The sequence below is a fragment of the Vibrio sp. Vb0667 genome, assembly GCF_033391095.1.
In genome coordinates this window covers 1-13,204 of the sequence record NZ_JAWPOL010000042.1, presented here as the reverse complement: position 1 = coordinate 13,204, position 13,204 = coordinate 1, and the positions used below count along the sequence as shown (strand labels likewise).

The window sequence follows — 13,204 nt, the reverse complement described above, 5'->3', positions numbered from 1 at the left end:
ATATCTTTCGCAATGAAGCGGAAGAGTTGAGAGAAAAGGTCTTCCATGAGTTGGCTTGAAAAGATTTTAGAGAAAAGCAATCTAGTAAGTTCACGCAAAGCTTCTATCCCAGAAGGTGTGTGGACTAAATGTACCTCTTGTGAACAGGTTTTATACCATGCAGAGCTAGAGCGTAACTTAGAAGTTTGTCCAAAGTGTAACCATCACATGCGTATGAAAGCGCGTCGTCGTTTGGAAACATTTTTAGATGAAGGTAATCGAGTTGAATTAGGTTCTGAACTTGAGCCACAGGATAAACTGAAATTTAAAGATTCTAAGCGATACAAAGAGCGTATCTCTGCTGCACAAAAAAATAGCGGTGAGAAAGATGCGCTAGTTGTGATGCAGGGTGAATTGCTTGGTCTGCCGCTTGTGGCGTGTGCGTTTGAATTCTCCTTTATGGGTGGTTCAATGGGTTCAGTCGTTGGTGCTCGCTTTGTGAAAGCAGTGGATGCAGCCATTGAAAATAACTGTGCGCTTGTTTGTTTCTCAGCAAGTGGTGGTGCTCGTATGCAAGAGGCTTTAATGTCTCTTATGCAAATGGCAAAAACCAGTGCTGCGCTTGAGCGTTTATCAGAAAAAGGTCTGCCGTTTATTTCTGTTCTAACTGACCCTACAATGGGTGGTGTATCAGCAAGTTTGGCTATGTTGGGTGATATCAACATCGGTGAACCTAAGGCCCTCATTGGCTTTGCTGGTCGTCGTGTAATCGAGCAAACTGTACGTGAAGATCTTCCTGAAGGTTTCCAGCGTAGTGAGTTCCTACTTGATCACGGTGCTATTGATATGATCGTTGACCGTCGTGAAATGCGTCAGCGTGTGGGTGGTCTTATCGCTAAGATGACTAACCACAAGTCTCCTTTGGTGGTTTCGGTTAACGAATCTCCAAATGAAGAGCCATATTCTGTACCAGAAGCGGACGAAAAAGGGTAAAGTATCAACTAACATAAAAACCAAAGAATTTAATGGTTAAAGTTAGATGACCCAAAACCCAATTCCTCAAGCCACATCTTCATTAGAGATGTGGCTTGATTATTTAGCAAATATTCATTCCTCAGCAATTGATCTAGGCTTAGACCGTGTCCAAGCGGTAGCAAACAAAGCCAATCTTACCAAACCAGCTCCAACCGTAATCACCGTTGCCGGAACCAATGGCAAAGGCTCAACGTGTGCGTTAATGGAAGCCATTTTACTTGATGCTGGCTATTCAGTCGGTGTTTATAGTTCTCCGCACCTGATTCGTTACAACGAGCGTGTACGCATTAATGGCGTTGACGTTGTAGATGCCAAGCACTGTGAAGCATTCGATTATGTAGAAAAGCAGCGTGGTGATGTTAGCCTTAGCCTCTTTGAATTCGGTACGCTTGCTGCGCTACGTATTTTCCAAGTAGAGAAAGTTGACGTTGTCTTACTTGAAGTAGGACTTGGCGGCCGTCTAGACGCCACTAACGTTGTTGACCATGATGTTTCTGTTATTACGAGCTTAGCGATCGATCATGTGGATTGGCTTGGTGATGACATCAATGTTATTGGTTTTGAAAAAGCGGGCATTTACCGTTCAGGGAAGCCAGCAATTTGTGGTCAACCGACGCCACCAGCGACCGTGGCGGCTCATGCTGACGATATTGGTTCTGAGTTCTTCCAAGTAGGTATTCAGTACGATTACCAACTAACTGATAATGGTTGGAAATGGAGCAGTGGGGCATTTGAGTTAGAGGATTTACCAATCCCATCGCTACCATTACAAAATGCAGCCACTGCACTGATGGCACTAGGGGCTTCGGAATTGCAAATCACTGACATAAATATTGTCAATGGCTTGAATAATGCGCGTTTGGCGGGGCGTATGCAAGTACTGCATCACGAACCTGAAATAGTCCTTGATGTCGCTCATAACCCGCACTCTGCTGAGTATTTGGTAGAGAGAGTGAAGCAACAATATCTGGGTAAGAATATCCATATTGTGGTTGCAATGCTGCATGACAAGGACATTAAAGCAACCATTGAAGCGCTAACTCCAGTTGCAACACAATGGTATCCAGCGTCGCTTACTGGACCGAGAGCGGCGACCGCTGATGAATTGTGCCAATACTTACCTGATGGGCAAGTTCATTTTGAAAACCCTGTTGACGCCTTCGAGAGTGCGAGAAGCCACGCAAAGACAGGAGACGTTATTCTGGTGGTTGGATCATTCCATACCGTCGGAGAGGTATTGGAACATTGGCAATCAAATAATAAATAAGTAAAGGTATTTTGATGGCAAGTAAATTCCAAAGTCGTTTAGTCGGCACCATCATTCTAGTCGCAGTCGGAGTCATTGTTCTTCCCGATGTGCTAGATGGTAAGAAACTGCACTACAAAGAAGAATTTGCCAGTATTCCTATCAAACCAGAACTTGATAGTGATGTGGAAAACTTCGAAATATTAGAGCCAGTGGAAGACGACATTACGTTACCGGATTCTCCGGTTGAAGCTGTAGTGCAAGAACGTGAGGATGCTCAAGTAGCCGTTTCTGAGCCCGAGCCAGTGCCAACATCTAAACCTGAGGTCATCAAACAACCAGAGCAAGTTGAGGTCGTCACTCGTCCTGTTCAAGAGAAAAATCAATATGAAGATTCAGCTTGGATCATTCAGTTGATGGCACTTAAGAATCACGAAAATGCTGTCGCGCTTGTCGCGGATTTGCAAAAGCGTGGTTATCAAGCTCACACAAAGAAAGAAAACGAGTTTACGAGAGTGATTGTTGGCCCTGATGTGTCAAAAAGTAAACTTGAACGACAAGTTCAAGAATTACAAAAAATTACAGGTTCAAAAGGTCAATTGCTTAAATTTAAGCCATTAAATCCATAAGAAAACGTTTGCGTCAGCATTTTTTCTGTTAAAATGCGCGCCAACTTAAGATGAAGAAAAGATGAATTGGATAGATTTTATCATTTTAGGTGTGATCGGATTTTCAGCTCTGATCAGTTTAGTTCGCGGTTTTGCTAAAGAAGCTTTGTCTTTGGTGATTTGGTTCGGAGCGTTTTTTATCTCCAGTAATTACTACGCCAAATTGGCGGTGTACTTCACCAACATCGAAGATGATATGTTTCGTAACGGAGCGGCGATCGCGGCGTTATTTGTCGCAACCTTGGTAGTTGGTGCAGTGGTGAATTACGTCATTGGTCAACTGGTACAAAAAACAGGGCTATCAGGTACGGACCGAATTCTCGGGATTGTATTTGGTGGTCTACGCGGAGTCTTAATTGTTTCTGCGGTGCTGTTTTTTATGGATGCGTTTACTGCATTCCCAAGCTCGGATTGGTGGAAAGATTCACAGTTGATCCCTGAGTTCAGCCGTATCATCGCCCCATTCTTCGAGCATTTACAAGCAACATCAAGTTTTCTGTCTGGCACTATCTAGTAGTGCCAGCTACTGTCGCAAATCGAGGATTAGGACATGTGTGGTATTGTTGGAATCGTGGGCACAACGCCTGTAAACCAGTCTATTTATGACGCGTTAACGGTGTTACAGCATCGTGGCCAAGATGCCGCTGGTATTTGTACCATAGAAAGCAATCGTTTTCGTCTGCGTAAGGCGAACGGTTTAGTCAAGGATGTATTTGAAGCAAGACACATGCAACGCCTGCAAGGCGAGGTCGGAATTGGTCATGTTCGTTACCCTACAGCAGGCAGTTCAAGCGCTTCAGAAGCTCAACCTTTCTACGTAAACTCTCCTTTCGGTATTACACTTGCCCACAACGGTAACTTGACTAACGCCAACGAAGTTCGTCAGAAGCTGTTTGAAAAAGATCGCCGTCATATCAATACCACTTCAGACTCTGAAGTATTACTAAATGTACTGGCGCACGAAATTGACTCAGTAAAAGGAAATGTCACGACCGAAGACGTATTCCGCGCAGTCACCAATGTTCATCGCACAATTCGCGGTGCTTATGCTGTGACCGCCATGATCATTGGTCATGGTATGATTGCATTTCGTGACCCACACGGTATTCGCCCGCTGTGTTTAGGTAAGCGTGAAGTTAACGGCAGAGCAGAGTACATGGTTGCGTCTGAATCGGTGGCATTGGATGCGGTCGGTTTTGATTTCGTCCGTGATGTTGCACCTGGTGAAGCGATTTACGCAACGTTTGACGGTGAACTTTACACGAAGCAGTGTGCAGATAATCCTAAGCTGAACCCTTGTATTTTCGAGTTCGTGTACTTTGCTCGTCCAGATTCGTTCATCGATAAAATTTCGGTATACAGCGCTCGCGTTGAAATGGGTAAAAAGCTGGGCGAACGTATTCGTGAAGATTACGCAAACCTTGATATCGATGTTGTCATTCCTATCCCTGAAACGTCTTGCGACATTGCACTGCAAATCGCTCAAGCGATCGATATCCCTTATCGCCAAGGTTTCGTGAAAAACCGTTATGTTGGACGTACGTTTATCATGCCTGGCCAGCAACAACGTAAGAAATCAGTACGTCGCAAGTTGAATGCTATTCGTTCGGAATTCAAAGGTAAGAATGTGTTGCTGGTGGATGACTCTATTGTTCGAGGTACAACGTCAGAGCAGATTATTGAGATGGCTCGTGATTCTGGTGCCAAGAAAGTGTACATGGTCTCAGCGGCTCCTGAAGTTCGTTTCCCGAACGTATACGGCATTGATATGCCAAGTGCTACAGAGCTTATTGCCCATGGCCGTGACAACGATACAATTTGTAAGCAGATTGGTGCCGATGCGCTTATTTATCAACGTCTAGAAGATTTGGTAGAGGCGGTAGGTCTTGGAAACCAAGATATTACTCAGTTCGATACATCCGTGTTTAACGGCGAATACGTAACGGGTGATATTGACCAACAATACCTAGATTTTTTGGATGGTCTTCGTAATGATGATGCGAAAACACAACTTGAAATCCAACAGGATTTAGCAAACCTAGAGCTTCATAACGAAGGCGCATAGGGTGCGTTTTCTTAAGTCGTAAAAAAACCAGAGCTTCGGCTCTGGTTTTTTGTTTTCGCTACTTAATTAGTGAATGTTATAAGCGATCACAAAGTCAATAAAGAGGCGAACTTTCTCTGGCAGGTGGTCTTTGTGGTTGTAAAGCATATAAATGTCGCGCGGGTTTGCACTCCAATCTGGCAGTACGCGTACCAAATCGCCGCTCTCGATGTACTCTTTGATCATGACATCTGGCATTAGTGTGATGCCTAAACCTTCGGAACAAGCGCTGCGCACCACATTGAGCGCGTTTGCTTGAAAACGACCACGATCAACATTCACCACAGACTCGCCTTTGCTATTAATCAAGGTCCACTTAATAAGTGGGTACCCTTTTAGCAATGAATGGTTAGAGAGCTCTTCTGCATGATGTGGCGCAGGATTCGAGGTTAGATAGTCAGGGCTTGCAACGAGAATATCCTTCACTTCGCCAATCTTACGCGCGATGAGGCTAGAGTCGCGTTGCGGTCCCACTCGAAAAATTACATCCCATTCAGTAGGGTCAAGCTTGTCCGCATTATTCTCTGTCGTTAGCTCAATGTTGATGTCCGGGTACTGCTTCATAAAGCTGTTGAACATCGGCATCATCATTCGTTTAGTTAAGTTATAAGGCGCGGATATCTTAATCTTGCCGGATGCTCCTCGGCAGTCGTCAGTGATTTCCTCTGCTGCGGTTGTTAGCCTTTGTAGTAAAGGAGAGCACTCATGGTAAAAACGTTCCCCTGCTTCAGTGAGCGAGAGTTTGCGAGCATGACGGTTCAATAGTCGAAGATTGACAGAGTCTTCTAGCGCTTGAATGCGTCGGGTGATGGTCGCAACCGGGATCATGGTTTTTCGCGAAGTTGCGGTGTAGCTCCCATTTTCGACAACCAGTCGAAACAGGTTTAAGTCATCTAATTTCATATTTCCAGACACATTAAATTACCGATTACGGTTAATTTATAATTAACTTTGTGATCAAAGCTTGCTTTAAGTCAACATGTTGCATCATTTGAACACAGCAACCCTGTTTGAGTAAATACTGTTATACGCCGTAATATTTGTATTAATGCAGTTTCCGAGCTAAGTTTTATAACAAGGCAAAGCGGCCTCAGGTCTTGCTGTGACACGTTTTGCTGGAAGTAAACACAACAAAAATAATGACTTAATAATAAATCTGTTTTTTTGACTGAGCTTTGTGAGGGATAAAGGTATGTTTAAGACTCACAGTCAAACGGCAATGGTCTCGGCACAGGAAGTGATTAATCAAAAACTAATAATGTTGGTGGACGATGATCCAATATTTCGTAAAGTAACCAATGCCTATTTAGAAAGTCAGGGTTTTAAAGTAGTAGAAGCAGAAAACGGCCTAGAAGCGCTTCAACAACTCAGGGAATGCCAACCCGATCTTATCTTATGTGATTTATCGATGCCGGTCTTAGATGGTATCGAGTTCGTCGAAGAAGTTAGTCTCGAATACCCATATATGCCGCTTATCGTGGTATCAGGCACGGATGAAATGTCCGATGTCGCGAAAGCGTTGCGATTTGGTATTAAAGATTTTCTTCCTAAACCGATAGGTAATTATGAGCACCTATCTCAGGCGATAGAGAATACGCTAGAAGATACCGATAGCCACTTCTCAGAACAACGTGACTTTTCAAGTCAGTGGTTCAGGGTTGATGATGGTGGTGAAATCCCAGATGAACAAGAGCTGTATTGGCATCTGGAATATTTACAACAGAATCCGAGTGCGGCAAGAGATTTACTGCAAGCTCTATTGCCAGAAAAGGATGCTGCTCAGGGAGATTGGCGCTGCTCGTACCGTTTATTGCAATCGACGGATGTGATGCCCTTGGTTTTCGATTATCGTTGGTTAATGAATGGTCAATTTGCGTTTTATCTAGTTGATTCTGCTTCCCAAGCTAATGATGGAGTTGCGACGACATTGCTCGTTAGGGCATTGTTTGACGACTATCTCCGTAACTTGAAAAGTTTCAGTGCTGATCTCAAGGACATGGTAGGGATCATTGAAAAAGGAATTGAGTGTTCGGAGTGTGCGGGTGCAGTCAATGCTGTGTTTGGTGTCGCCGACCTCGCTTCATCCTCGGTCTCTATATTGCCTGCGGGTTTAGATAGCCATTGGTCTGACGGAAATACGAATCAACACATCGCAGCAGGTAACCGTTTAGGGGGAGGAAGTATGAAAAACTTCATCACCCGCGATTTACCGCTTAGTGTTGCAGGACAGTTATCTATCGGGTGTTTAGGTTCTTCAAGTTTTAGTTTAAGTATTACCCGGAAATCCCGACTAGTATAATTATGACTTGCAAACCAATAAGCAGCGTCCTTACGCTGCTTATTATCTTTTTAGAACCACCAAAACAACATACGTTTAGTTTAATAACCTTACTTTTTACTGGTGTTTAGATTTGGCTGTTTAATGTATAGTCAGCGCTTAAAACAATAATGACCCATTTGTGCAACGATAATTTAACGCTGTGCCTTGGGAGAAGCAAAGTCAACTAGTGAGAAGACACATCATGGCAGACAAAGATTTTAAAGAGCCTTATAATATTTTTTACTTTTTAGGTTTTATTGCAGTTCTTTTGATCCCAACACTTCCTGCAACGCTAACCTGGCTTCGTGTAATGAATGGTTACGCAGGCTTTTAATCTAGCAATTTTGTACCGGAGTTCACCATTCGTATTAAGCGTTACTTTTTCAATACTGTTGGTGGACTCTGTATTGTGCTCGGCATAGCCGGCATAGCCCTTCCACTGTTACCCACCACACCTTTTATTTTGCTTGCTAGCGCATGTTTTATGCGTGGTAGCCCCGCATTTCATCAATGGTTACATAACCACAAAACGTTTGGACCCATTCTCGACAATTGGCATAAGCATCGGGCTGTTACTTCAAAAGTAAGAAAGCGTGGTGCGATTTTTATTGCGCTTAGTTTCATGGTTTCAATCGTTGTTGTCCCCCTCGTTTGGGTAAAAATTGGTCTTTTAGTGATGCTAATCGTTTTACTCAGCTGGTTTATGCGTCTGCCTGTGATTGAGTTGGTTGCTGACCGAGAAGAAAATCACTAAGATTGTAGAGAATAGTGTGCCCGCTCTTCGAGTGGGCGTTTGTATTTTCAGCGCCTGTGACTTTTACGAAAATAAGCACATAGTGGTGAAAACCTATTGTTCGTTGCCCTCGTGATACTGCGATTAGAGAGGGCGATGAGCCAATCTAAGTAAATCGGTATTATGACTACAGAAACAATTTCACTGATCAAATCTAGCATCAAAAGCATCCAAGACTACCCAAAGCCAGGCATTCTATTTCGTGATGTGACGAGCCTTCTTGAAGACGCAAAAGCATACCAAGCGACGATCAACTTACTTGTTGAACGTTACAAAGATATGGGCTTTACCAAGGTTGTGGGTACGGAAGCTCGTGGCTTTTTATTTGGTGCGCCTTTAGCGCTTGAGCTAGGTGTTGGTTTTGTACCAGTGCGTAAACCAGGCAAGCTACCACGCCCTACTGTTGCTCAATCTTATGAGCTTGAATACGGCGTTGATACACTAGAAATCCATACAGATGCCATCGTTGAAGGTGACAAAGTACTGGTTGTCGACGATTTATTGGCAACGGGCGGTACTATTGAAGCGACGACTAAACTGATTCGCCAACTGGGCGGTGAAGTTGAGCACGCTGCGTTCGTTATCAACCTACCAGAAATCGGTGGTGATAAACGTTTAGAAGCACTAGGTCTAAACGTGTACAGCATTTGCGATTTTGAAGGACATTAATACATTCAATGAGTTATTTAGCTTTAGCGCGAAAATGGCGTCCTAATCAGTTTGACCAAGTTGTCGGACAAAAACATGTCCTGACGGCGTTGGAAAACGCACTGGCGCAAAACCGTTTACACCATGCTTATCTGTTCAGCGGGACTCGTGGTGTGGGTAAAACGAGTATCGGTAGGCTGTTTGCCAAAGGCTTGAACTGCGAAACCGGCATTACCGCGACACCTTGTGGTAAGTGTGATACTTGTCGTGAAATTGATGAAGGTCGCTTTGTCGATCTTCTTGAAATCGACGCAGCATCACGTACTAAAGTTGAAGACACTCGTGAACTGTTAGACAACGTTCAATACAAACCTGCTCGTGGACGTTTTAAAGTGTACCTCATCGATGAGGTGCACATGCTATCGCGTCACTCTTTCAATGCGTTGTTGAAAACCCTGGAAGAGCCGCCAGAGTATGTGAAGTTCTTACTCGCAACAACTGATCCACAAAAGCTGCCTGTCACTATATTGTCGCGTTGTCTTCAGTTTCATCTGAAACCAATCAGCGTTGATGATATTCACCAGCAACTTGATTACATCCTAGGTCAAGAGCAAGTTTCAGCAGAGCCAAAAGCGTTGGGTATGATTTCACATGCTGCAGATGGCAGTATGCGTGATGCTCTTAGCTTGACTGATCAAGCAATTGCATTAGGTAACGGTGCGGTGCAAGCCGATATTGTCAGCCACATGTTGGGGACGATTGATACCGACCAAGCGATTCACTTACTAGAGTCAATCAGCAGCAAGAAACCTCAACAAGCTATGGATAAAATCCAACAATTAGCGGCAAATGGTGTTGAGTGGGATGGTTTGTTGCAGCAAGTCGCAACACAGTTACACCGAATTGCGATGTATCAAGCGTTGCCCGCGTCGTTAGACCGAGCACAACCAGATGCAGAGAAAATTGAGCTGTTGAGTAAAGCTCTAAGCCCGCAAGACGTTCAGCTTTACTATCAAATTGCATTGAAAGGTCGTGAAGATTTGACCCTCTCGCCAAATGGGCGAGTCGGTCTGGAAATGATTGTGCTGCGTATGATGGCGTTCCGCCCATCAAGTAACAGTGGGGCAAATGTTGTTTCCAGTAACTGCGAATCAGCTTCAGCCCCAGTTCAAAGTGCCAGTCAATCAAAGACTGCACCAGCTCAGACAGTAGCAGCTCCTCGAGCTCAGCAGCCGAGTCCAGCACAAAGCTCACCACAAGTGGCGCCTCAACCTTCATCCAATTCACAACCTGAATATCACGCGAGTGGATATGAGAGGGTTCCGCCACAGTATGATATGGCGCCGCCGATGAGCGAAAACCCTGCACCGCAGCATGAAACGCCACCTCAACAAGTGCAAGAGAGCGTTTCAACACCGGCGCGCGGTGGTCTAAGCGGTTTACGTCACCAATTACGTTCTCAGCGTCAAGGCCTACAACAGAACACTCCTCAAAATGGTGGCTCAAAAAAGCCTAAAGCGGCATCTGCACAACCAGAATCGGTTATCGACCGAGTAGCGCAATTGCATGGCAATTCCGCGCAGGTGTCGCCAAACTCAGCTCCGAAGTCGACGGAGCCACAAGTTGAGGAAGCGTATCGCTGGCGTCCAAGCAAGCCTGTTGAGACAAAAGTAAATACAAAACTGACACCTACGCAGCTCAAGCAGGCACTTGAGCATGAGAAAACGCCTGAAATGGCACAAAAGCTCATCGATGAGTCATTAGAACATAATGAATGGGCGAAGCTCATCAGCTTAATGGAGATCCCTAAGCTGGTAGAGCAACTTGCGCTAAACTCTCATTATAGTAAGGAAGGAACAACCGTTTCGTTACTATTGAGAAGCAGCCAAGCTCATTTGAATACTGATAGAGCTCAAGCCGAATTGCTCAAAGCACTTAATACCGTGTTAGGTGAAGAGTGCCACATGAGCATCGAAATAGGGGAGAGTGGAGAAACACCACTTGAACTGAGAGATAGGCTCTACCAAGAGAAATTACAGCAAGCGCTGAACAGTTTAGAAAACGATCCAAATGTTCAATTTATTGAACGTCGTTTTGCTGCAGAGCTTGATAAAGATAGTGTGCGCCCTATCTAATAATCGAATGGAATGGGGTTGAAAACCCAAAGGTATAACCCCATTAATTGATGCAACACCTCATTAAACCAGAGAGATAAACATGTTTGGTAAAGGCGGTATGGGCAACCTAATGAAGCAAGCCCAGCAAATGCAAGATCGCATGCAAAAGCTTCAAGAAGAAATCGCGAATATGGAAGTAACTGGCGAGTCTGGTGCTGGCCTAGTTAAAGTTACTATCACTGGTAGTCACAGCGTACGTCGTGTTGACATCGATGAAAGTTTGATGGAAGACGACAAAGAAATGCTTGAAGATCTGATCGCTGCGGCGTTCAACGATGCAGCCCGTCGTGTTGAAGAAACTCAAAAAGAGAAAATGGCTTCTGTAACTGGCGGTATGCAACTACCACCAGGTATGAAAATGCCATTCTAATCTGCTGATATTTAATTAAGCGGACTTTTAATGCGTACCAGTCATATGCTGGAACAATTGATGGAGGCCTTACGTTGTCTACCTGGGGTTGGCCCCAAGTCAGCGCAGCGTATGGCCTTTCATTTGTTACAGCGCGATAGAAAAGGCGGTTTGCAGCTTGCAGATGCGCTTAGTCAGGCAATGACAGAAATAGGTCATTGTACTGAGTGTCGAACCTTCACCGAAGAAGAAGTCTGTCACATTTGTACCAACCCAAAACGCCAAGAAAATGGTCAAATTTGTGTGGTAGAAAGCCCGGCAGACATCGCAGCCGTTGAAGCAACAGGCCAATATTCTGGTCGGTATTTTGTTCTTATGGGGCATTTGTCGCCATTAGATGGTATTGGTCCAAGTGATATTGGGTTGGATGTCCTTGATTACCGCTTACGTCGCGGTGATATTACCGAAGTGATTTTGGCGACAAACCCAACAGTTGAAGGTGAAGCCACTGCCCACTACATCGCAGAGCTATGTAAAGAGCACCAAGTTGATGCCAGCCGCATCGCGCATGGTGTGCCTGTCGGTGGGGAGCTAGAGCTTGTTGATGGCACGACGTTGTCACATTCGCTATTAGGTCGACACAGAATTTAATAAAAAGCCGCTGAATTCAGCGGCTTTTTTGATTTTGGGAGTTAGGAACGATTAATCGTTCGATTCTTTACCAAGAAGATTTTTGTAGATAACTGCACCAAGCACGCCACCCACAATAGGAGCAATCCAGAACAGCCATAGCTGAGAAACCGCCCAGTCACCCACATATACTGCGACTGCCGTGCTACGAGCAGGGTTTACTGACGTATTGGTGACAGGAATGCTGATCAGGTGAATGAGAGTCAAACACAGGCCAATTGCGATAGGTGCAAAGCCTTGTGGCGCACGTTTGTCTGTTGCACCCATAATGACAATCAGGAACATCATCGTCATAACAACTTCAGTCACAAGTGCAGCGATCATCGAGTATTGGCCTGGAGAGTGTTCACCATAACCATTGGCGGCAAAGCCAGAACCCACAACATCGAATCCTGCTTGTCCAGATGCAATAACGTAAAGCACGCCACCTGCGATAAGCCCGCCGATCACTTGTGAGATGATGTAAGGCGTAACGTCTTTTGTCTCAAAACGACCGCCAGCCCAAAGGCCAACTGTCACTGCAGGGTTCAAGTGACAACCTGAAATATGACCGATAGCAAATGCCATCGTCAGAACGGTTAAACCGAATGCCAAAGAAACGCCCAACAGACCAATACCCACTTCAGGGAAACCCGCAGCCAACACCGCGCTACCACAGCCGCCTAACACTAGCCAGAACGTGCCAAAAGCCTCAGCCAAATACTTATTCATGTTCTTTCCTGATCTTTAATTAAATGACCCGCTGAACATAGTCGAGAATTGTCAATAAATTGTGAGGGAGATCGCGCAAAAACCGCAAATGGAACGCTATGTGGCAAGAGTTCTCAAAGGTGAGATAAAAAGCAGAGGGGGGAAGTGCTAAATCTTGAGTTTGCTTTGATTACTGCCTCGGAGAGAAACAACCGAGGTACTAACTTTAAACGTGTGGTCTAGAGTCGCATTACGTCAATTGTTCTAATTCAGTGATGTTGTCGAGTGCTTCTTGATTGGTGTTACCGCATACAATCGGACACGGTTTAAAATCGTGACAGACTTTGGGGCGTTCAGGCTTACCAAATAGCTTGCACAAATTGTCGTCGTTGAGTTGCACACAACGAACACCTGCAGGTTTGCCCTTTGGCATTCCAGGTATTGGTGAAGAGATACTTGGCGCAATACAGCACGCTCCACATCCTAATCGACAATCCATAATGTA

General features: G+C 44.8%; 15 protein-coding genes. 12 read left to right on the top strand and 3 right to left on the bottom strand.

Annotated features, from left to right (window positions below; all coding sequences use genetic code 11):
* The first annotated feature begins 45 nt into the window (after window positions 1–45).
* The 5 genes from accD (at window position 46) to purF (ending at window position 4,993) form a co-directional block, all read left to right on the top strand.
* Window positions 46–972, top strand: a complete 927-nt coding sequence (accD, locus tag R8269_RS21800) for an acetyl-CoA carboxylase, carboxyltransferase subunit beta (RefSeq protein ID WP_005380583.1) — start codon at window positions 46–48, stop codon at window positions 970–972.
* A gap of 46 nt (window positions 973–1,018) precedes the next feature.
* Window positions 1,019–2,281: a bifunctional tetrahydrofolate synthase/dihydrofolate synthase gene (gene folC, locus R8269_RS21795; protein ID WP_017820798.1), complete on the top strand. Its 1,263-nt coding sequence runs from the start codon at window positions 1,019–1,021 to the stop codon at window positions 2,279–2,281.
* 14 nt (window positions 2,282–2,295) lie between these two features.
* The gene (locus tag R8269_RS21790) at window positions 2,296–2,889 is read left to right on the top strand and encodes an SPOR domain-containing protein (RefSeq protein WP_005380588.1); all 594 of its coding nucleotides are present in this window, start codon (window positions 2,296–2,298) and stop codon (window positions 2,887–2,889) included.
* 61 nt (window positions 2,890–2,950) lie between these two features.
* On the top strand, window positions 2,951–3,442 hold the full coding sequence (locus R8269_RS21785) for a CvpA family protein (protein WP_005380590.1): 492 nt from the start codon (window positions 2,951–2,953) through the stop codon (window positions 3,440–3,442).
* Between the two features lie 36 nt (window positions 3,443–3,478).
* The gene (gene purF / locus R8269_RS21780) at window positions 3,479–4,993 is read left to right on the top strand and encodes an amidophosphoribosyltransferase (protein WP_005380592.1); all 1,515 of its coding nucleotides are present in this window, start codon (window positions 3,479–3,481) and stop codon (window positions 4,991–4,993) included.
* Between the two features lie 66 nt (window positions 4,994–5,059).
* On the opposite strand, the gene R8269_RS21775 is transcribed toward purF, so the two are convergent.
* Window positions 5,060–5,935, bottom strand: a complete 876-nt coding sequence (locus R8269_RS21775; RefSeq protein ID WP_005384959.1) for a LysR family transcriptional regulator — start codon at window positions 5,933–5,935, stop codon at window positions 5,060–5,062.
* A 289-nt stretch (window positions 5,936–6,224) separates the two neighbouring features.
* Here R8269_RS21775 and R8269_RS21770 point away from each other — a divergent pair, with 289 nt between their 5' ends.
* From R8269_RS21770 to recR, 7 genes are all read left to right on the top strand, one after another.
* A complete protein-coding gene (locus tag R8269_RS21770) occupies window positions 6,225–7,331 on the top strand; it encodes a response regulator (protein WP_005380606.1) in 1,107 nt (368 codons plus the stop codon).
* Window positions 7,332–7,554: 223 nt separating this feature from the next.
* On the top strand, window positions 7,555–7,686 hold the full coding sequence (locus R8269_RS21765; RefSeq protein ID WP_005380608.1) for a hypothetical protein: 132 nt from the start codon (window positions 7,555–7,557) through the stop codon (window positions 7,684–7,686).
* 33 nt (window positions 7,687–7,719) lie between these two features.
* Window positions 7,720–8,106, top strand: coding sequence for a YbaN family protein (locus R8269_RS21760; RefSeq protein WP_373924456.1), 387 nt, complete (start codon window positions 7,720–7,722; stop codon window positions 8,104–8,106).
* 162 nt (window positions 8,107–8,268) lie between these two features.
* Complete coding sequence (apt, locus tag R8269_RS21755) at window positions 8,269–8,814, top strand: adenine phosphoribosyltransferase (protein WP_005380615.1); 546 nt, start codon at window positions 8,269–8,271, stop codon at window positions 8,812–8,814.
* Between the two features lie 8 nt (window positions 8,815–8,822).
* Window positions 8,823–10,928, top strand: a complete 2,106-nt coding sequence (dnaX, locus tag R8269_RS21750; protein ID WP_206970954.1) for a DNA polymerase III subunit gamma/tau — start codon at window positions 8,823–8,825, stop codon at window positions 10,926–10,928.
* An 82-nt stretch (window positions 10,929–11,010) separates the two neighbouring features.
* Window positions 11,011–11,340, top strand: coding sequence for a YbaB/EbfC family nucleoid-associated protein (locus tag R8269_RS21745; RefSeq protein ID WP_005380618.1), 330 nt, complete (start codon window positions 11,011–11,013; stop codon window positions 11,338–11,340).
* Between the two features lie 30 nt (window positions 11,341–11,370).
* On the top strand, window positions 11,371–11,970 hold the full coding sequence (gene recR / locus R8269_RS21740) for a recombination mediator RecR (protein WP_005380619.1): 600 nt from the start codon (window positions 11,371–11,373) through the stop codon (window positions 11,968–11,970).
* A gap of 51 nt (window positions 11,971–12,021) precedes the next feature.
* Here the strand turns inward: recR and aqpZ are convergent, their stop codons facing one another.
* On the bottom strand, window positions 12,022–12,720 hold the full coding sequence (gene aqpZ / locus R8269_RS21735; RefSeq protein WP_005380621.1) for an aquaporin Z: 699 nt from the start codon (window positions 12,718–12,720) through the stop codon (window positions 12,022–12,024).
* Between the two features lie 229 nt (window positions 12,721–12,949).
* Window positions 12,950–13,198, bottom strand: coding sequence for a YkgJ family cysteine cluster protein (locus tag R8269_RS21730; RefSeq protein WP_017820793.1), 249 nt, complete (start codon window positions 13,196–13,198; stop codon window positions 12,950–12,952).
* Between the last annotated feature and the right edge of the window lie 6 nt (window positions 13,199–13,204).